The organism is Pseudomonas sp. MPFS (genome assembly GCF_022537035.1).
Classification (GTDB): domain Bacteria; phylum Pseudomonadota; class Gammaproteobacteria; order Pseudomonadales; family Pseudomonadaceae; genus Aquipseudomonas; species Aquipseudomonas sessilinigenes.
Window position 1 is genome coordinate 2,378,505 of sequence record NZ_CP066123.1, and the last position, 19,514, is coordinate 2,398,018.

The following is a 19,514-nucleotide window of genomic DNA, read 5'->3' on the forward strand; positions in this document are numbered from 1 at the left end:
TATGAAACGCAGTTTTTCATCGTGGGGTTCTGCCATTGCCACTTGCCTGTTGCTGGGGGCGGTTGGCGTCCAGGCCGCGCAACTGGACGAGATCAAGGCTCGCGCAGTGCTGGTCTGCGGCGTACTGGATATCTTCGAGCCATTCGGCTACACGGACGTGAAGACGCGCTCGGTGGTCGGTTATGACGTGGACGTTTGCCAGGCGGTGGCCGGCAAGCTGGGAGCGAAGGTCGAGATCAAGCCGGTATCCATCGAGGCCCGTATCGCCGAGTTGCAACAGGGCCACATGGATGTGCTCGGCGCGGGGCTGGCCCATACGCCGCTACGCGCCGAGCAGGTGGCATTTTCCGATGCCTACTATGTGAGCGAGAACGTGCTGGCGGTCAGGGCCGGTCGGGGCATCACCGCCCTCGGCGAGCTGGATGGCAAGCGCATCAGCTACGTCAAGGGCAGCATCAGCGAGGCCTATATCAGGCAGGCCTTGCCGGGCGCGACGGCGGTCGGCTTCGAGGATGTGTCCAGCGCCTTCACCGCATTGCTCCAGGGCAAGGTCACGGGTTTCAGCACTTCGCAGGAGGTCCTGCACAAGTTGCTCAACCGCCTGGGTGACAAGGCCGGGCAGTACAGCATCCTGCAACCGGCTATCGGCCGGGAAGTCTGGGGCCTGGGCATACGTCGAGACGAGCCGGACATGCTCGTCGCGGTGAACTCGGCGTTGCGCGAGCTGGAGGCCGAAGGGGCGATGCAGGCCATCTTCGACAAGTGGCTGGGAGCCCAGACCCTCTACCGGATGCAGCGCTCCTTCAAGGTCCAGCCGATTCGTTGAACGCAGCGTGCGAGGGGCCGGCATGGCACGTCCATGCCGGCCCCTCGTTCATTCCCGCGAGCTGATATCGCGGCGCACCCGCTTGAGGTGGCCTTCGACGTAGAAAGCGGCGGCGTCTTCGTCGCCGCTGATGATCGCCTCGTAGATCAGGCGGTGTTCCGCCGCATACAGCTGGATGCGTTCGGGGTCGTAGATCCCGTCGTCCCGCAGGCGGTTCCACAGCGGTTGCTCCATGGTCTTGTTGATTTCCTCGGCGATCCGGGCAATCAGGATATCGCCGGTCATCATCGCGAGCTGGCGGTGGTACAGCCGGTCGGCTTCGCTCCAGCGCGCTTGTTGCAGCGGATCGCCGATGTCCTTCACATCGATCATCTGTTCCAGGTAGCGCTCGGCCAATGGGTCGCGCTGGGCACGGCGGGCGGCCAGGCGGGCTATCGCCGGTTCGATCAGCAAGCGTACTTCGAGGGTGCTGATGGGGCTGAAGTCGGCATCCACCGGCGGCAGCCCGGCATAGTCCGGTGCCGCTTCGTTCACCTGCAGTGGGCAATCGGCGACGTAGGTGCCTGAGCCATGGCGGGTGGTCACCATGCCTTCGTTCTGCAAGGCACCGATCGCTTCGCGTACGGCGGGCCGGCTCACCTTCAGCCGCTGTGCCAGGTCACGCTCGGAGGGCAGGCGCGAGCCGTGGGCATACTGGCCGCTCAGGATGCCGGCGCGGATCTGGTCGGCAACCTGCTCGTAGATCTGCTTGGGGCGAAAGTCTGCTTGCATGGTGGCGGTCTCTCGGGGCGCTAGCCGTCGGCTTGGGTTTGGCAGGTCGTGAATGTCAGGAGCCCATGGTACAGCTCGTGAAGACTGGAAACAGGGTGTCGGTATTTTCCGTTGTTGTAATCGGATGGCATTGGCTGCCTGGTCAGACTGTTGGTGAGTCGTGGCGGGTATGGGGCAGGGTCAAAGCCTGGAGGCTGAAACAAAAAAAGCACCCGAAGGTGCTTTTCCTGCCGAAGCCATCAGCCGGTCAAACCAGCCATCCTGGCCCGTGCCGCGTGCAGCTTCTTGTAGCTGTCGATCAACCGCAGGTGCCGGTCCAGGCCCTCCAGTTGCATGCTGGTAGGCGTCAGGCCATGGAAGCGCACGCGGCCTTGCACCGAGCCGATCACCGCGTCCATCCGCTCGTTGCCGAACATGCGGCGCAAGTTGGCTTCGTAGTCAGCCAGCTCCAGCTCGTCGTCCAGTTGCACTTCCAGCACCGCGTTCATGGCCTGGTAGAACAGGCCGCGCTCGACGGTGTTGTCGTTGTACTGCAGGAACATCTCCACCAGTTCCTTGGCCGGGTCGAACTGGCCCAGGGCTACGTGGATCAGCAGCTTCAGCTCGAGGATGGTCAACTGGCCCCAGGCGGTGTTGTCGTCGAACTCGATGCCGATCAGGGTGGTGATGTCGGTGTAGTCGTCCAGCTCGCTTTGCTCCAGGCGCTCCACCAGGTCGCGCAGGCCGTCTTCGTCCAGGCTGTGCAGGTTGAGGATGTCTTCGCGGAAGAACAGCGCCTTGTTGGTGTTGTCCCAGATCAGGTCGTCCACCGGGTAGATTTCCGAGTAGTCCGGCACCAGGATCCGGCAGGCGGTGGCGCCCAGGTGCTCGTACACCGCCATGTAGCTTTCCTTGCCCAGGCCTTCGAGGATGCCGAACAGGGTCGCGGCTTCCTCGGCGTTGGAGTCGGTGCCCTGGCTGGAGAAGTCCCACTCGACGAACTCGAAGTCGGCCTTGGCGCTGAAGAAGCGCCACGAGACCACGCCGCTGGAATCGATGAAGTGCTCGACGAAGTTGTTCGGCTCCATCAGCGCCTGGCTCTCGAAGGTCGGCTGCGGCAGGTCGTTCAGGCCCTCGAAGCTGCGGCCCTGGAGCAGTTCGGTGAGGCTGCGTTCCAGTGCCACTTCGAGGCTCGGGTGGGCGCCGAAGGAGGCGAACACGCCACCGGTGCGTGGGTTCATCAGGGTCACGCACATCACCGGGAATTCACCGCCCAGGGAAGCGTCCTTGACCAATACCGGGAAGCCTTGCTCCTCCAGGCCCTGGATACCCGCCAGGATGCCCGGGTACTTGGCCAGCACTTCCTGGGGCACGTCCGGCAGGGCGAGCTCGCCTTCGAGAATCTCGCGCTTGACCGCCCGTTCGAAGATTTCCGACAGGCACTGCACCTGGGCCTCGGCCAGGGTGTTGCCGGCGCTCATGCCATTGGAGAGGTAGAGGTTCTCGATCAGGTTGGAGGGGAAGTACACCACTTCGCCATCGGACTGGCGCACGAAGGGCAGCGAGCAGATGCCGCGCTCGATGTTGCCGGAGTTGGTGTCGTACAGGTGCGAGCCGCGCAGCTCGCCGTCGGGGTTGTAGATCCCGAGGCAGTACTCGTCGAGGATTTCCTTGGGCAGGGCATCCTTGCGCCCTGGCTGGAACCAGCGCTCGTCGGGGTAGTGGACGAACTCGGCGTTGGCGATCTCCTGGCCCCAGAACTGGTCGTTGTAGAAGAAGTTGCAGTTCAGGCGCTCGATGAATTCGCCCAGGGCCGAGGCCAGGGCGCTTTCCTTGGTCGAGCCCTTGCCGTTGGTGAAGCACATTGGCGACTGCGCGTCGCGGATATGCAGCGACCAGACGTTGGGCACGATGTTGCGCCAGGAGGCGATCTCGATCTTCATCCCCAGGTCCGCGAGGATCGCCGACATGTTGGCGATGGTCTGCTCCAGCGGCAGGTCCTTGCCGGGGATGCGGGTGCTGGTGCCGGCATCCAGGCTCGGCATCAGCAGGGCCTGGGCATCGGCGTCCAGGTTCTCCACTTCCTCGATCACGAACTCGGGGCCGGTCTGCACCACCTTCTTCACCGTGCAGCGATCGATGGAGCGCAGGATGCCCTGGCGATCCTTCTCGGAGATGTCCGCCGGCAGCTCGACCTGGATCTTGAAGATCTGGTTGTAGCGGTTTTCCGGATCGACGATGTTGTTCTGCGACAGGCGGATGTTGTCGGTGGGGATGTCGCGGGTCTGGCAGTACAGCTTCACGAAGTAGGCGGCGCACAGCGCCGAGGAAGCCAGGAAATAGTCGAACGGACCCGGTGCCGAACCGTCGCCTTTGTAGCGGATCGGCTGGTCGGCCACCACCGTGAAGTCATCGAACTTGGCTTCAAGTCGGAGGTTGTCGAGAAAGTTGACCTTGATTTCCATGGGGGGCTACCAGAATAACGAGCAAGACGAAAAGGCCGCCATTATCCGGTTTTTCACCTGGAAGTCTTGCGCTTTTGCGCCATGGCCGCCGACCGGTCCAGGCTGTCGCGTTCAGCCCGGCAGGCGGGGTGGCAGTGTCTCGAGCCAGTTGTCGATGTCCTGCACGCCTCGCAGATGAACCACCGGCACCTGGGGCGCCACGGCCTGGCGGACCTGTTCGATGCCCGGGCGATTGTGCTGGTCGAAGTGCCACACGAAACCCAGAAACTTGAGGAACTCCAGGTTCAGTTGCTCATGGCAACCTGCCGGCAGGTCGGCGCGTGGACGGTTGCGCAGGCTGCGCATGAACACCCGGCGCAGGCAGGTGGTGCGTGGGGTGTCGAGCCAGATCACCAGCTCGGCGCGGGGCAGGCGCAGGTCGAAGGTACGCCGCGAGTAATTGCCTTCGCAGATCCAGGCATCCGTGGCGACGGCCTCGCGGACCCGGCTGCGGAATACCTCGGTATCGGCCTCGACCCAGCCGGGCTCCCAGAACAGCCGGTCCAGGTGCACCACCGGCACTGCGAGGCGGCGTCCCAGTTCACGGGCCAGGGTGGATTTGCCACTCCCGGCGTTGCCCAGTATCACGATGCGCTGCATTGGCCGGCCCTGCTGGAAAAAAAGCCGCGCAGTCTAGCATCGGCTCCCGGGCAGGGCAGCGAGGCGTTCAAGGGTGAGCGTCGGCGAACAGGCCCAGGACAAAATCGCGCACATGGACCAGCCGTGGATTGCGCATCGAGGTCTTGTTCCAGACCAGGTACAGCTCGTTGCTGGGCGCCTCCTCGAGCGGAGTCAGGGACACCAGGCGGCCGGCTTCCAGCGCTTCGCGGCACTGGTAGTCGGGCAGTACGCTCCAGCCCTGTCCCTGCACGACCAGGTCCTGGATGATCCGCAGGTCGGCAATGGTCAGCGCGGCCTGCAGGGTTGGCGCGAACTGGAACAGCGCCGTCCACACCGGGCGGATCAGCGGCAGGTCTTCATCGTAGGCCAGCAGTGGCAGTTGCCCCAGTTCCTCGGCCGAGGGGCGCGGCCCCAGTTTCCTGGCCAGCTCCGGGGCCAGAACCAGGAGGAATCGTTCGGTCAGCAGCCGGGCGAAACCGTGGGCGTGCTCGTCCGGCAGGGACGCGGTGATCGCCAGGTCGGCGGTCGAGTTGTCCAGCAGGCTGTAGATGCGTTCGCGATTGCCGGTGTGCAGGCGGATCTGCAGGCCCTGGTCCAGCAGGGGCGCGAGCCCCGAGGCCAGCTTGCCGTGGATGAAGTCCGAAGGTCCGGCGATGTGCACGGAGCCGCTCATCTCATCGCCGAGGCGATAGGACGCCATGCGCATTTCCAGGCCGTCCAGCATCGGCCCGATGGCCCGCGCCAGTTCGTCCGCCGCTTCGGTCGCGGTCACGCCGCGTGAGCGTCGCACGAACAGCGGCTTGCCGACGAAGGCCTCCAGCGCCTGGATGTGCAGCGATGCGCCAGGCTGGGTCATGCCCAGGGCCTGGGCCGCACGCGAGAACGATTGCAGGCGATAGGCCTCGATGAAGGTACGCAGGTGGTCCAGATGGCTCATGAAACGGTATCGCGCCGCAGTGGGCGCCCTCGCGAAGTGTTCCTGGTTGATTGACGGACAAGCGCCCGGCGACCTGCAAGGTCGCCGGCCAGGGGCTTGCAGCATAGTGCCCAGCCTGGCCTGAGGTATAAAAATAGTTTGGTGCAGATAGCAAAGTAATAATTTTTCGTATTGATCGTATCTTCCTACGCTTGCGCGCATTCCTGGCCACGGGCCGGTTTTTCCACTGTTTAGAGAGTGCGCTCATGCCGTTCATCGTCTACATCTTCAGCCTCAGTGCGTTTGCCCTGGGGCTTGCCGAGTTCGTCCCCATCGGTCTCACCGAGGTCATGGCCCGGGACTTGGCTCTGCAGGTCGAGCAAGCCGGCGGCGCGATCACCCTGTATGCCCTGGGCGCAACCTGCGCGGCGCCGGTCCTCACGGCCCTGACGACAAGCTGGCCGCGCCGGCGAGTGATGCTGGGCACCGTACTGGTGTTCTGTGCCGGGAGCCTGGGCGCTGCTTTCGCCGCCAGTCTATGGTCGCTGCTGGCGGCGCGATTCGTCGCGGGCATGGGCCACGGCCTGTTCCTGGCCGTGGCTTCCAGCACCGCCGCCCGCCTGGCCGGGCCGAAGCAGGCTGGCCGCGCAGTGGCCGTGGTGTTCGCAGGCTTCACTCTGGCCATGGCCATTGGCGTGCCCATCAGCACCTACCTCGGTGGCCTGGGTGCTTGGCGACCGGTGCTGGGGACGATTGCCGGGTTCGGTGCATTGGGCTTCCTCGGGCTGCTGTTTGGCATGGATGAACCGGCCAGGGGTTCGGGGCCGGCGGGTCGGGATTCGGCTGTCTCGGCACTCAAGGCACTGTTGCATCCCGCCTTGCTGGTGGCTGCCCTGGTGACCGTGCTGGGTTATGCCGGTTCGTTCAGCGCCTATACCTACATTGCACCGCTGTTGACCGGTGTGACCCAGGTCAGCATCGCCACGGTTGGCCTCTTCATGCTGGGTTATGGCGTGCTTGCCGCGGTCGGAAACCTGTTGGGCGGTCGCCTGACCGATCGCCTGGGCGCCGACCAGGGCAGTGCCATCGTGCTTGCCGGTATTGCCGGCTGTGGGCTGGGCTTGTGGGGGCTGGTGCATTCGGCCCTGGCCATGGCCGTGGCGGTGGCTTTGCTGGGGCTGTTCACCTATGCCGCGGTGCCTGCGTTGCAGGCCCGGCTGATCGGCGTTGCCGAGCAGCATGCGCCCCATGCCCACGGCGTGGCGGCGGGGCTCAACATCGCCGGGTTCAATCTGGGGATTGCCCTGGGCGCGTGGTCGGGTGGGGTGACCCTGGGTTCGCTGGGCATTGCCCGCATGGGCCTGACCGGGGCGGGGCTGGCGCTGCTGGGACTGATCCTGCTGGCCTGGCTGGGGGCTGCCGGATCAGGCCGGGCCGTCGAGCCTGCCAAAGGCCCAGGACACTGAGAACACGGTCCGTCCTGGCGTGCCGGGTTCAAGGTAGCGCGAGGCTGGCGCCATCGCGCCACTGGGCTGGGGTCTGGCCCACCTGGGTCTTGAACAGGCGGATGAAGAAACTCACGTTTTCGTAGCCGACTTCATAGGCGATGGCCTTGACCGGCAGGCCGCTGGACAGCAGCAGTTTCTTGGCCTTGTCGACCCGCACCTTCTGCACGTAGAGGTTGGGCGGCAAGTGGGTCGCCAACTGGAAGCGGCGCTTGAGGGTCCGCTCGCTCAGGCCGGCTTCACGGGCCAGGCTCGCGATGCTGATGGCTTGCCGGTGATGGTTCTCGATCCAGTCCTGGACCTTGAGTACCACCGGGTCGCGATGATTGCGATGCCCCGGTAGGATCGGGCTCAGACGCTCGGGCATCGAGACCAGCAGGTGGGTGGCGCACAGTTGAGCGAAGCGGTCGCCCTGGTCCTGGGCGAGCATTTCCAGCAAGGCGTCGAAGCCGCCCCCCAGCGAGCCGCTGCTCCAGATGCCCTGCGCCTGGGTGAAGGATGAATGGGCCACGAAGGTGCAGTCCGGATAGCGTTTGTTCAGGAGCCGGGTATAGGCCCAGTGGGTGGCCAGGAGCATGTCCCGGCCCAGCCCGGCCGCCGCCACATGACAGGCGCCGGTGGTCATCGCCAGGACCCGTGCGCCACGAGCCTTGCACTGGGCCAGCCAGGCCAGGGCCCGGGCATCCGGAGCAAAGCCGGCGGCCAGGCGCGGGCCTTCGATGGGCGGAATCACGATCAGCTGGCAGTCGTCGGCCGCCTCCAGCGCGGCATCCGGGTGAATGGCATGGCCACTGGCAGCCTGGACCGGGCCGCCATCGATCGACAGCACCCTGACCCGATAACCCTGGGGGACCCCGAGGTGCTGTTCCAGCAGTGCGACGATGCGAAAGAAGTCCGTGGCCGAGAACACGCCCATGGCCCAGCAGCCGTCATAAGCCAGAATCGCTACCTCGTTCATGCATCCCCCCATGGCCTGATCGGACTATCGATCGGCCCTTTAGAACACCGATCGGGAACAATCGCAAGACTAGGATGGGCGGCATCGTTGAACAGGCCCACGGCCAGGAGCAAGGGATGCAAGCAACCAGTACGGGACAGGTGGATCGCTTTGCCGATCTGCTCGGGGTCGAATACCAGCAGGCCAGTTTCGAGCAGGCGGTCTGCCGGCTACGGCTGGGCGAAGCGCATCGCAACGCCTTGGGCGGCATTCACGGCGGCCTGGTGTTCTCCTTGGCCGACATTGCTTTCGCCGCTGCGTGCAATGCCGCGAATGCGCTGTACATCGGCTTGCAAGCCGAGATCCGCTACATGGCCAGGGCCCAGGGCGAGGAGTTGATGGCCTGCGCCACCCTGGTGGGCAGCACGAAGAACATCGCCCATTACCAGGTCATGGTCACGGACAGCCAGGAGCGGCGCATTGCCCTGTTCAGTGCCACCGCCTATCGCCTCGGCCAGTGACCCTGGGGCAAGATGCGCCCGGAATGCCCGGCCTTTCATTCACTGTCGCGGAGCGTGTGCATGCCTTCTGTTTCTACCCGGCAACACTGGATCGACACCCCGAGGGGGCTGCTGTTTGCCCAATGCTGGAACCCGGGACGGGAGCAAGGCGTACCCCTGGTGCTGTTGCATGACTCCCTGGGGTGCGTGACGTTGTGGCGGGGCTTCCCCGAGCGCCTGGCCCTGGCCAGTGGGCGCCGAGTGGTGGCCTATGACCGCCTGGGCTTCGGCCGTTCGGCGGCTCGCAGCGATTTGCCGCCTACCTGTTTCGTCGAGGACGAGGCGCAGGGTGACTTCCAGGCCGTGTGCCACACCCTGGGGATCGAGCGCTTCGTGGTCTTTGGCCATAGCGTCGGTGGTGGCATGGCCATTGGTTGCGCGGCGGCCCACCCACAGGGCTGCGAGGCGGTGATCAGTGAGTCGGCCCAGGCTTTCGTCGAGCAGCGGACCCGCGACGGTATCCGCCAGGCGCAGCGTCAGTTCGCCGAGCCCGGGCAGTTGCAGCGATTGCACAAATACCATGGCGACAAGGCGACGTGGGTCCTGCGGGCCTGGACCGACACCTGGCTGGACGCTGCCTTCGGCCACTGGACCCTGGACCCGCAGTTGGCCCGGGTGCAGTGCCCGCTGTTGGTGTTGCATGGCGATTGCGACGAATACGGTTCGTTGTTGCACCCTGAGCGTATCGCCGCTGGGACCGGCGGCCCGGCGTGGGTGCATGTCTTTGCCGGGTGTGGCCATGTTCCCCACCGGGAAAATCCACATGGCGTTCTAGAGCAGGTGCTAGGGTTCCTGTCGCGCTGAGGCCGCGCCTGGGTCAAGGCGCTGTTGCTGATCGACCGCCCGCTGGCCCATGGGCCGTTAATCGCCATGTGCCAGTATCTTGTGGCGGGTGAAAACCTGCTTATATGATTCGCGCGCCCAATCACCCGGAGTCGACAGGTTCTGCGCCACCGGCCTCGGGCTCTTTCACTGGTTCTACAGGGATGTTCTAGCGATGAAGATCGACAACAAGGCAGGTTTGCCCAAGCCCGGCCGCCTGGGGCGGGCGTTGGCCGCTCTGACGTTGGCCACGGCGGCGTTCGCGGCGCCATTGGCCGTCTATGCCAAGGACCCTTTGATCCCGCCTGGCGCGGTGCTGGCGGTGATCAACAACGTCCAGATCGATGACCAGGCCGAAACCTTCGAACTGGAAGATGGCGTGGTGTCCAATTTCTGGTATGGCCGCGAGATCGACCTGGGCGGCAAGCACTATTACGCGACGTTCTCCTGGTTCACTCGCGACCGCGCGGCCCGTGAAGGTGAGGACTTCATCGCCCCGGACGTCAAGGTCCGGCTGGCGGACGCGACCTTCGAACTGGCTCGCCCGGGTCAGAAGCAGCCTTACGATATTCGCAGCATCGAGCGCAAGATCGGCTTCTTCGGCGCCCGCGAGCAGCCCGAGGAAGTGGACACCAGCCGCCAGGCCCTGGAGTACCGCACCAACGATGGCCGCCTGGTGCTGGCGGTGCCCACGGCTACCTTCGACAGCGGCTACGGCATCAGTGGTTATGCCGTGTTCGTGTTCAACCCGAACAAGACCCCGGAGGAGGACGGCTGGGTCTGGAGCTACCTGGGCCAGGTCTTCAGCGGCGAGGACAACTCGGCGGCCTGTGACGACGGCACGGTGATCCCCTGCATCGCCAACCAGGGCGAGCTGAATTTCGTGGCGGCCCAAGGGCCGATGCCGCGCTTGCTGGTCAAGTTCAGCGGCACCACCTCTGCGGGCGACACCCAGACCCGCAAGATGGGGGATGCCGATGACGTCAGCTACGTCTTCGATGGCAAGCAGGTGCAGTATGTCCGCCAGTGATCGGTGCGGGTGCCTGAATCCAGGAGCCGCTTGGAGGTGACCGGTTTGCAGCGCTTGGACATCGATTTGAGCGCGGTGGGCAGTTCGGCCGAACTGCACATCCTGCTGCGCGACGCCCTGGGGTTTCCCGCTTGGTACGGCTGCAACTGGGATGCGTTCTGGGACGCGATCACCGGGCTGGTGGAGATGCCACGGCAATTGTCGTTCCACGGCGGGTCGGCATTGAGCCAGCGCTTGCCCGACGATGCGCGGTTGCTGGCCCAGTGCCTGGAGCACCTGCGCGCGGAGTACCCGCAGTGGGCGCCGCAGGTGAAATGGCTTTGAAAGGGCGATTTACTAATCCGTGTCCTTGCTCTATAAATCGGCCTTGCGGCGCGCACCACTGCGCGCCATCTGCCGATGACAGGAGGAAGCTATGTCACCGTTAAACGTGAAAGCCTGACGATTTGCCCCACCCCCTCGCTTGAACATCTCGAGGCACGCTGGTCCCAGCGCTGGCTCGAAGAAGGCACCTACGCCTTCGACCGCAATGCCCCACGGGACGCGGTCTATTCCATCGACACACCGCCACCCACGGCCTCCGGCTCGCTGCACGTCGGCCATGTGTTCAGCTACACCCACACCGATATCATCGCCCGCTTCCAGCGCATGTGCGGCAAGACTGTGTTCTATCCCATGGGTTGGGATGACAACGGCCTGCCCACCGAACGGCGCGTGGAGAACTACTACGGCGTGCGCTGCGATCCGGATGCCACGTACCAACCGCAGTTCCAGCCGCCGACTACGGTAGCCCGGCGCCGCAGTGAGTATGTCGCGATCAGCCGGCGCAATTTCGTCGAGCTGTGCCATCGCCTGACCGCCATCGATGAGCAGGCCTTTCGCAACCTGTTCGTGCAGCTGGGGTTGTCGGTGGACTGGGGGCTGACCTACGCCACCATCGATGAGCGGGCGCAGTGGGTCAGCCAGCGCGCGCTCTTGCGCAACTACCAGCGTGGCGAGCTCTACAGCCAGCAGGCGCCATGCCTGTGGGACGTAACCTTCCAGACCGCCGTGGCCCAGGCCGAGCTTGAGGATCGCGAGCAGCCGGGAGCCTGGCACGACCTGGTGTTCCGGGGCGACGGGGGCCAGGCGCTGCGCATCGCCACCACGCGTCCGGAGTTGCTGGCGGCCTGCGTGGCGCTGGTGGCGCACCCCGACGATCCACGCTACCAGGGGCAGTTCGGGCAGGCGTTGCGCTCGCCGCTGTTCGAGGTGCCGGTGCCGTTGCTCGCCCACCCGCTGGCCGATCCGCAGAAGGGCACGGGGCTGGCGATGGTCTGCACCTTCGGCGACCTGACGGACGTGCTCTGGTGGCGTGAATTGCAGCTGCCGACCCGTTGCATCATCGGCCGCGACGGTCGCTTGCTGGCGCAGGCGCCTGAGTGGCTGGCCGATCCCGCCGGACGCCAGGCCTATGCTGCACTGGCCGGTTGCAGCCTGGCCCAGGCGCGCCAGCGGTTGTTGCCACTGTTGCACGGGTGCGGCGGCCTGCTCGGTGAGCCACGGCCGATCCGCCATGCCGTGAAGTTCTTCGAGAAAGGTGACCAGCCGTTGGAGATCGTCGCCACCCGCCAGTGGTACTTGCGCAATGGCGGCCGCGATGCCGAGCTGCGCCAGCAACTGCTGGGGCGGGGCCGCGCCCTGGCCTGGCACCCGCCATTCATGCGCAGCCGCTACGAGCATTGGGTTGGCGGCCTCAATGGCGACTGGCTGATCAGCCGGCAACGGATCTTCGGCGTGCCGCTGCCGTTCTGGTACCCCCTGGATGCCCGGGGCGAACCGGACCATGACCGGCCGATCGCGGCCAGCGAAGACTCGCTGCCGGTGGATCCGACCCTGGACACCCCGCCGGGTTACGAGCCGGACCAGCGCGGCCAGCCCCATGGTTTCATCGGCGAGCGGGACATCATGGATACCTGGGCCACCAGCTCCCTGAGCCCGCAGATTGCCGCGGGCTGGGAGGAGGGCGATGGCCTGTTCGAGCAGGTCTTTCCCATGGACCTGCGGCCCCAGGGCCACGACATCATCCGCACCTGGCTGTTCTCGACCCTGGTTCGCAGTCACTTCGAGCAGGCCGCCGTGCCCTGGCGCCATGTGGCGCTGTCGGGCTGGATCCTCGATCCGGACCGCAAGAAGATGTCCAAGTCCCGGGGCAATGTGGTCACCCCCCTGGCGCTGCTGGAGCAATACGGCAGCGACGCGGTGCGCTACTGGGCGGCCCTGGGGCGGCCGGGCAGCGATACTGCCTTCGAAGAGCAGCAGATGAAGATCGGCCGGCGCCTGGCGCTCAAGCTGTTCAATGTCTCGAAGCTGGTGTTCGGCTTGCCCGGCGACCCCGCCGGGCCGGTGTCCCAGGCGCTGGACCAGGCCATGCTGCAACGCCTGGGAAGTGTCGCCGGCCAGGCCCGGCAGGCATTGGAAAGCTACGACTACAGCGCTGCCCTGGTACGCATCGAGGGATTCTTCTGGTGGTTCTGCGATGACTACGTCGAGCTGGTCAAGCGCCGCGCCTATCGGCCCGAAGGGCACTCGGCGCGCAACGCCCTGGCCCGAGCCTTGAGCAGCCTGCAGCGGCTGTTCGCGCCGTTCCTGCCTTTCGTTTGCGAAGAGGTCTGGCGTTGCTGGCAGCCGGATTCGGTGCACCGTGCGTCCTGGCCCGAGGCCTGTGTGGCAGAGGCTGAGGTGGAGTCGTTGCTGGAGGCGGTCAGTGCGACGCTGGCGGCGATCCGCAAGGCCAAGTCCGATGCCCGGCAATCGATGAAGGCGCCGGTCGCGCGGGTCGAGCTGGTGGACCAGGCGCCGTCCCTGGAACGTTTGCAGGAGGCCCGCCAGGACCTGCTGGAAGCGGGCCAGGTGGCGCACTTGCTGTTCATCGAAGGCCCCGAGCGGCAGGTGCGGGTCTGGTTGCAGGCTTGACCATGCAGCGCATCCCGCCCGCCGACGCGAATCTGCGTCGGCGGGCGGTTTATTTTCCCCGGTCGATGCTGCCACTATGTTCGCCCGTATCAGTGCCTGCCAAGGGAAGCTTCAGTGAATATCCAAGACAACCCGCAAGACTACAGGGACCTCAAGCGCGCCGTGGGCCTCTTGGAGTCGCCATCGTTGACGGCACGCCTGTCGGGCTTGCTGGGCTCGCCCATCGAGAGTGCGGTCAAGGCATTGCCGGCGGTGGTGTCGCAGAAGATCAACGGCGCGGTGGTGGCCGCACTGCACAGTTCCGCCGATGCAGCCTTGTGGAGCCTGGACAACCAGCCGAAGAAACAGGCCTCGCCGCGCTTGCACAAGTTGTATGCGGCCGCGTCGGGGGCCTTGGGGGGCGCCTTCGGTTTTGCTTCGCTGTTCGTCGAGCTGCCGGTGTCCACCACCATCATGATGCGCTCGGTGGCCGATGTGGCGCGCAGCGAGGGGTTCGACCTGACGGACTTCGCCACCAAGCAGGCGTGCATCGAAGTGTTCGCCATGGGCGGCAACAGCGAGGCCGACGATGCCAGCGAAACCGGTTACTACCTGACCCGCAGCTTCACCACCCAGGCCATGCAGCAACTCTCCAAGGAACTGGCCGCCATCGCCGCCAAGCAGGGCTCCAGTGCCATCAGCCGGATGTCGCCGGGGCAGGCGGGCAAGTGGCTGGCGGTGCTGATCGAAAAGGTCGCGGCGCGCTATGGCGTGACCATCTCCAGCAAGTTCGCGGCCCAGGCCGTGCCGGTGATCGGGGCCGTCACCGGCGCCACCATCAATACCCTGTTCACCGACTTCTATCAGGACATGGCCCGTGGGCATTTCATCGTCAAGCGCCTGGAGCAGCAATACGGTTTCGAGCCGATCAAGGCGGCCTATGCCGAGCTCAAGGGCAAGCGGTTGGTGGGCTGATGCCCAGGTGCTGCTGGTGGTGGAACCCTGGCATGGAAGATTCGACCGACGGACATGTGCAAGCGACAGCCCGCTGTGGTGGCGCTTATTGAGGCCTGGCGCCGCCCTGAGAGGGGCTGGGGCGCCGCTATCCAGTGGGAAGAGATCCGTGGGGCTGTCGCTAGCGCTACTCAAGACCCTACGGTTACTGCCCGGCTGCCAGCCGCTGTATCGAGCGGACTCCGGCCTGCATCTTCTCCACGGCCGAGGCATTGGCTGAGTGCACCTGGATCCGTGGCGGGCGAAAACCCTGCAAGGCCACGGCTTCCTCGATCCACAGGATCACGTCGTAGCCAGTGCCGCGTTCGTCGTCGCCCAGATCGTGGTCGAGGCTGATTTCACTGACGCCACCGGCCTTGAGCAAGGCAATGACTTCGTCCGGCCAGTAGGCCCGCACCCAGCCTTCGGGCGTCTGGCGTTCATCGTCGAGGTAGATTTTCATCGGACAGGGTGTCTCGGCTGGTTTCAGGTAGGGGGCGTTACGTTGACGTGCAGTACCAGGTTCAAGCAGTCATCGCCGAAAGCAGGTACATGACCCTGGCACCGGTCGATGAAGAACATCGCTCCCGGGGGTGTTTCCTGGGGCATCGAAAAGTGTGTCCAAAGGCGGTTCTTGGTGGCCTGGGTAAAATGGATGTACAGGCTGTCCCCTTCGATGCGAATACTGTCCTGGTGTCCACCGCAGTGCAGGATCAGGCTGACGAGTTGTGCAGGTTCGGGCTCCAGGGCAAAAGCCTGACGGCAGTCTTTGCGAATGGCGCGGGCTATGGCATTGAACTCGCCAGGACTGCCGTAGAGATGCAGCTCCTGGTCGATTAGTCTGGTGAACACGGCAAGCATCCTGGGTGCGGTCGTGTTTTATAGCGGTTCCAGGTCACGCAAGCCAAGGGTATTTGCAGCCTATGCAGGGTGGCACCGTGCGGTGGATCGGTGTAGAAGCATCCCGGGGCAACGCCCCAGTCTTTGATCGAAACCACTGCCAGGAAGGTCTGCCTTGTCCAACGCCAATCCCATCACCCACGTCGCTTTCGAAGCGGACCAGCTCTGTCTCGGCTGGGCCGATGGCTTGCTGCTGCGCCAATCCCTCGGGCGTTATGGCCGCTTGCAAAAAGCCTCGGCGCAGCAGCGCCAGGCCTGGCGGATCGCGCCCCAGGGCAGCTCGGTGCTGTGGCCCGGGTTGGGTGAGCAGGGGCTGGTGATCGAGGGTGCCGACTGGATCTGGGAGCATGTGTGCGAGCAGTCCATGGCGCGCCTGCAGGCGCTGGATTGGGACCTGGAGCGTCTGCCTGAACGGGACCAGGCCATCGTCGCCCTGTGGCGCCTGGAGGCAGATGGCTACAACGGTGGTTTCCTGCAGTTCTTCTGCAACTGGGGCGAGCGCAGCTACCAGTTGGCCCTGGGCGCACTCCAGGCGTTGGGTGCGACCCGGGCCAGGGCGGTGGTGGAACGCCAGCGGCAGACGATCGGCGATCTGCAGGCCCATCCGCCGTTGGAGCGCCTGTGGGATATTCCCGAGCGGCTCAGCGATGAGCAGCATGAGCTGATCAGTGGCGAACTGGACGAGCAATTGTGGACGGTGCTGGAAGAAGTGCCGGCGCTGGCGGCCAGCCATTTCTACCCGCCGGCCTGCGAATGAGCGCGGTGGTGGCCCAGGACGATGGGCTGCAATTGTCCATCGCCGCCGAGGAGGGCGGCGTCTGCCCGTTGCTTGACGTTGGCCTGCGGGGCAGCGGCTTCCAGGCCCATATTCATATCGTCCACGAACCCCTGGAGGGCTGTGTCGGGTTGGCCGAATTTTTTCTGCAAGCGGCGCAAGCGTTGCCTGAGGAGCCGTTGCAATGGCGCTCGGCGTGCCTTGACCTGGCCTTGCAAGTGACGGCCGGCGCCGACTGGCAGCCGTTGCGGATGCTCAAGGTCAGCCTGTGGTCGACCGCGGATGACGCCAGCGACTGGCACGTCAACGCCTCGCTGCTGCTCAGCCCGGAGCAACTGCGAAGGTTCGCCGGGGAGGTCCTGGCCGAGGTGTCGGTGCCCATGCTCTAATGCCGCGCCTTTTCCCTCGGCAAACGGATTTTCCCATGGCTGAACCCCGTATCCGCGCCCTGGCGCTTTGTGTCTTCCATCACCAGGGCAAGATCCTGGTCCATCAGTTCGACGACCCCCATCAGCAGCAGACGGTGTTCCGCCCGGTGGGTGGCGGCATCGAGTTCGGCGAGCGCAGCGACCAGGCCATCCGCCGCGAGGTGGAGGAAGAACTCGGCCTGTCCATCAGCCAGTTGCGCCTGCTGGGTACCCTGGAGAACCTGTTTACCTACCTGGGCCAGCCCGGGCACGAAATCGTCCAGGTGTATGACGCACGCTTCGACGATGCCAGTGTCTACTCCCGCGACCAGTTGCACGGCGAAGAAACCGACGGCATGGGCTTTACCGTCAGCTGGCACGACAGTTCGAGCTTCGGCCCGCAAGCGCCCCTGGTGCCCCAGGGGCTGGAGCAGTTGCTCAAGCAGGCCGGCTTGCTCGACTGAGTGCAGCGAGGCCGCGACAGGCCCTGCCGGATGTCATTGTCCGACAGGGCCAAGGGCCTAGAAGTCCCAGCGGGTGCTGAGCATGAAGTTGCGTGGTTCACCGTAGGCGGCCGAGTTATAGAAACCGACGTTGGTGTAGTAGGACTTGTCAAAGATATTGTTGACGTTCAGGGTCGCCGACAGGCTGTCGGTGATCTGGTAGCGGGTCATCAGGTCCACCAGCCAGTAGGATGACTGGGTGATGTCCTGGTTGCGGTCCAGCGGCTTGTTGTAGATCGAGTACCAGCCTTTGCTCTGCCAGCGCAGGCCGCCGCCGACGGTCAACTTGTCCAGGTCGCCCTTGAGCTTGTAGGTGGTGTACAGGTTGACCTGGTCCTCGGGTTCGAAGGTGGAGAGCTTGTCGCCCTTGTCATCGCGCACCACCTTGTGGGTGTAGCCGGCCTGGACCTGCCAGCCCGGGCTCAACTCACCGGAAATCTCCGCCTCGTAGCCCTTGGTAACCGCCTTGGACCCCTTGTAGGCATAGTTGCTCGGGGTGGGAGTCAGGTTGTTGTAGGCGTCGTCGGAGATCGGCCGGTTGTTCTCGCGTATCTCGAAGTAGGCCAGGCTGCTGTTCAACCGGCCTTCGAAGAATTCTCCCTTCAGGCCCAGCTCGTAGTTCTGGCCTTCATCCGGCTCCAAAAGCTTCTGGTCCCTGTCCTTGTTGAAGCTCTCCTGGGGCATGAAGATATCGGTGTAGCTGGCGTATGCCGAGAAGTTCTCGTTGAGGTCATAGATGATCCCGGCATAGGGGACGAAGCGTCCGCTTTCCCGGTACGACGGGGTCAGGCCGGTCTGGTGATAGTTGACCACGCGCCCGCCGAGGATGACGTTCAGGTCGTCCAGCAGGTTCAGGCGGGTGGTCAGGTAGGCGCCAGTCTGGCGCGTGGTGTCGTCGGTAATCTGCGCCGGAGCCTGCCAGATGGGGCGGGAAAGGTGGCCCTTCCAGTTGTAGAAATCCACCTTGTTGCCCTGGGGCCAGACCGGCGCCCAATAACCTTTGCCTTGCCAGCGTGACGTGCTGATCGAACCGCCCAGCACCAGCTCATGGTCGCGCCCGAACAGGCTGAACGGCCCGCTGGCATAGAGATCGGCGGAGGTGCTCTTGGTTTCGCCGGTGTACTTCTGGCCGTTGATCTCCGCGCTGCCATCGGCCTGGGGCTGGTCGAACTGGATCGAGCCCAGCTCGGCATGGTAGCTGTTGATCTTGTGGTCCAGCTGCAGCTTGGTGACCCAGCCATCGCCCAGGTCGTGCTCGAGCATGGCGAAGGCGGTGCGGGTGTACTGCTCCCAAGCGCTCCAGGTCGTACCGTTGTTGTAGGAGCGCGACATCTTGTTGATGCTGCCGTTGGAATTGACCAGCGGGAAGGTGCCGGACCAACTGGAGCCCTTGGGAATGTTGTCCTGCATGTCGGCGCCCACGGTCAGCATCGTATCCGGGGACAGGTCGAATTCGAGGATGCCGTAGTAGGTTCCGGTCTTGCGCGAGTAGTGGTCCAAGAACGACTGCTTGTCCTGGTAGGCGGCCACGGCACGACCACGGACATTACCGCTGTCGGTCAACGGGCCGCTGACATCCACCTCGCTGCGATAGTTGTCCCAGGAGCCCGCGCCCAGGGTGGCGTGCCCCTTGAACTCGGCGGTGGGTTTCTTGCGTACCAGGTTGATGGTGGCGCCGAGGGAACCGGCGCCGGTCAGCAGGCCGGTGGCGCCCTTGAGCACTTCGACCCGGTCGTAGATCGCCATGTCGCTCAGGGTGTTGCCCGCCGAGTAGGCGACATTGCGCGAGGTGGAGGGAATGCCGTCGTACTGGAAGTTGTTGATCGAGAAACCGCGGGCGTAGTAGTTGGTCCGGTCGGTGTCGTAGGCCGATACGGTGATGCCCGGGGTGTGGCGCATCACGTCGTCAACGTTGTTGAGATTGAAATCTTCCATGTGCTGGCGGGTGATGACGCTCACCGATTGCGGGGTCTGGCGGGGGCTCAACACCAGCCGGGTGGCGGTGGCCAGGGTGCCTGGGGTATAGGAGCCGGAGCCCTCGGTCACGGTGCCCAGTTGGTTGCTGATGATCTGGGTCGCACCCAGTTCCACGCTCTTCTCCACCGCGGGCAGGCGGGTCAGCAGGACGGCATTGAGGCCATTGCGCTCGAAGCCCAGGCCGGTGCCCTCCAGCACCTTGGCCAGTGCCTGTTCGGCGCTCATCCTGCCGGCGACTCCAGGGGACTGGATGCCTTGGGCCATCGGCGAGGAATAGGCAATCTGCAACCCGCTCTGGGTGCTCAGTTGGTCCAGGGCCTCGGCCAGGGGTTGCCTGGCGATGGAGAAACTATGCAGGTTCGACTCTTGCTTGCTGGGGGCGCTGGCGGGCTCGACAGCTGCTGCGTGCCCGCAGGCCAGGCAGATGGCTAGCGCCAGGATGCTGCGGGCGGGGATGTGGGATGAGAAGTGCATGGAAGTCCCGTACGAAATAGGAATGATTTGCAAAAGCAAACACCCTGACGGGTTGTCCCGGACAAAGCCGTAAAACTTTT

The 19,514-nt window shown here is 64.7% G+C and carries 19 protein-coding genes; 11 read left to right on the forward strand and 8 right to left on the reverse strand.

From position 1 onward, the window contains the following. Nucleotide 1 precedes the first annotated feature (1 nt). A complete protein-coding gene (locus tag I9018_RS11210; protein WP_241109452.1) occupies nt 2–826 on the forward strand; it encodes a transporter substrate-binding domain-containing protein in 825 nt (274 codons plus the stop codon). Between the two features lie 48 nt (nt 827–874). Here I9018_RS11210 and I9018_RS11215 read toward each other — a convergent pair whose 3' ends face one another. From I9018_RS11215 to I9018_RS11230, 4 genes are all read right to left on the reverse strand, one after another. Then, nucleotides 875–1,597 (reverse strand): GntR family transcriptional regulator, encoded by a 723-nt coding sequence (locus I9018_RS11215; protein ID WP_241109453.1) that lies wholly within the window; start codon nt 1,595–1,597, stop codon nt 875–877. 239 nt (nt 1,598–1,836) lie between these two features. Beyond that, on the reverse strand, nt 1,837–4,041 hold the full coding sequence (locus tag I9018_RS11220) for an OsmC domain/YcaO domain-containing protein (RefSeq protein ID WP_241109454.1): 2,205 nt from the start codon (nt 4,039–4,041) through the stop codon (nt 1,837–1,839). Between the two features lie 111 nt (nt 4,042–4,152). Next, nucleotides 4,153–4,680: an AAA family ATPase gene (locus I9018_RS11225; RefSeq protein ID WP_241109455.1), complete on the reverse strand. Its 528-nt coding sequence runs from the start codon at nt 4,678–4,680 to the stop codon at nt 4,153–4,155. Between the two features lie 67 nt (nt 4,681–4,747). Continuing rightward, nucleotides 4,748–5,638, reverse strand: coding sequence for a LysR family transcriptional regulator (locus I9018_RS11230; RefSeq protein WP_241109456.1), 891 nt, complete (start codon nt 5,636–5,638; stop codon nt 4,748–4,750). A 245-nt stretch (nt 5,639–5,883) separates the two neighbouring features. Between I9018_RS11230 and I9018_RS11235 the strand changes: the two genes are divergently transcribed. Further along, the gene (locus tag I9018_RS11235) at nt 5,884–7,083 is read left to right on the forward strand and encodes an MFS transporter (RefSeq protein ID WP_241109457.1); all 1,200 of its coding nucleotides are present in this window, start codon (nt 5,884–5,886) and stop codon (nt 7,081–7,083) included. Between the two features lie 28 nt (nt 7,084–7,111). On the opposite strand, the gene I9018_RS11240 is transcribed toward I9018_RS11235, so the two are convergent. Beyond that, entirely contained in the window at nt 7,112–8,080 is a 969-nt protein-coding gene (locus I9018_RS11240; protein WP_241109458.1) for a helix-turn-helix domain-containing protein, read from the reverse strand. Nucleotides 8,081–8,196: 116 nt separating this feature from the next. Here I9018_RS11240 and I9018_RS11245 point away from each other — a divergent pair, with 116 nt between their 5' ends. From I9018_RS11245 to I9018_RS11270, 6 genes are all read left to right on the forward strand, one after another. Next, the gene (locus tag I9018_RS11245) at nt 8,197–8,580 is read left to right on the forward strand and encodes a PaaI family thioesterase (RefSeq protein WP_241109459.1); all 384 of its coding nucleotides are present in this window, start codon (nt 8,197–8,199) and stop codon (nt 8,578–8,580) included. 60 nt (nt 8,581–8,640) lie between these two features. Then, on the forward strand, nt 8,641–9,423 hold the full coding sequence (locus I9018_RS11250) for an alpha/beta hydrolase (protein WP_241109460.1): 783 nt from the start codon (nt 8,641–8,643) through the stop codon (nt 9,421–9,423). 193 nt (nt 9,424–9,616) lie between these two features. Then, the gene (locus I9018_RS11255; protein WP_068588076.1) at nt 9,617–10,471 is read left to right on the forward strand and encodes a hypothetical protein; all 855 of its coding nucleotides are present in this window, start codon (nt 9,617–9,619) and stop codon (nt 10,469–10,471) included. A gap of 36 nt (nt 10,472–10,507) precedes the next feature. Then, nucleotides 10,508–10,795 (forward strand): barstar family protein, encoded by a 288-nt coding sequence (locus I9018_RS11260; protein WP_068588083.1) that lies wholly within the window; start codon nt 10,508–10,510, stop codon nt 10,793–10,795. A gap of 75 nt (nt 10,796–10,870) precedes the next feature. After that, nucleotides 10,871–13,426 (forward strand): valine--tRNA ligase, encoded by a 2,556-nt coding sequence (gene valS / locus I9018_RS11265; protein ID WP_241109461.1) that lies wholly within the window; start codon nt 10,871–10,873, stop codon nt 13,424–13,426. A gap of 114 nt (nt 13,427–13,540) precedes the next feature. Next, nucleotides 13,541–14,380, forward strand: coding sequence for an EcsC family protein (locus tag I9018_RS11270; protein ID WP_022643733.1), 840 nt, complete (start codon nt 13,541–13,543; stop codon nt 14,378–14,380). 184 nt (nt 14,381–14,564) lie between these two features. Here the strand turns inward: I9018_RS11270 and I9018_RS11275 are convergent, their stop codons facing one another. Next, a complete protein-coding gene (locus tag I9018_RS11275; RefSeq protein ID WP_124346379.1) occupies nt 14,565–14,861 on the reverse strand; it encodes a cyclic-phosphate processing receiver domain-containing protein in 297 nt (98 codons plus the stop codon). 23 nt (nt 14,862–14,884) lie between these two features. After that, on the reverse strand, nt 14,885–15,250 hold the full coding sequence (locus I9018_RS11280) for a hypothetical protein (protein WP_241109462.1): 366 nt from the start codon (nt 15,248–15,250) through the stop codon (nt 14,885–14,887). Nucleotides 15,251–15,413: 163 nt separating this feature from the next. Here I9018_RS11280 and I9018_RS11285 point away from each other — a divergent pair, with 163 nt between their 5' ends. Genes I9018_RS11285 through I9018_RS11295 form a run of 3 tightly spaced genes read left to right on the forward strand, consistent with a single transcriptional unit; the run spans nt 15,414 to nt 16,944 of the window. Next, on the forward strand, nt 15,414–16,055 hold the full coding sequence (locus tag I9018_RS11285) for a DUF4375 domain-containing protein (RefSeq protein WP_241109463.1): 642 nt from the start codon (nt 15,414–15,416) through the stop codon (nt 16,053–16,055). 8 nt (nt 16,056–16,063) lie between these two features. Then, on the forward strand, nt 16,064–16,462 hold the full coding sequence (locus I9018_RS11290) for a hypothetical protein (RefSeq protein ID WP_241109464.1): 399 nt from the start codon (nt 16,064–16,066) through the stop codon (nt 16,460–16,462). 35 nt (nt 16,463–16,497) lie between these two features. After that, entirely contained in the window at nt 16,498–16,944 is a 447-nt protein-coding gene (locus I9018_RS11295) for an NUDIX hydrolase (protein ID WP_124346383.1), read from the forward strand. A gap of 57 nt (nt 16,945–17,001) precedes the next feature. On the opposite strand, the gene I9018_RS11300 is transcribed toward I9018_RS11295, so the two are convergent. Next, a complete protein-coding gene (locus I9018_RS11300) occupies nt 17,002–19,434 on the reverse strand; it encodes a TonB-dependent siderophore receptor (protein ID WP_241109465.1) in 2,433 nt (810 codons plus the stop codon). Nucleotides 19,435–19,514: the final 80 nt, after the last annotated feature.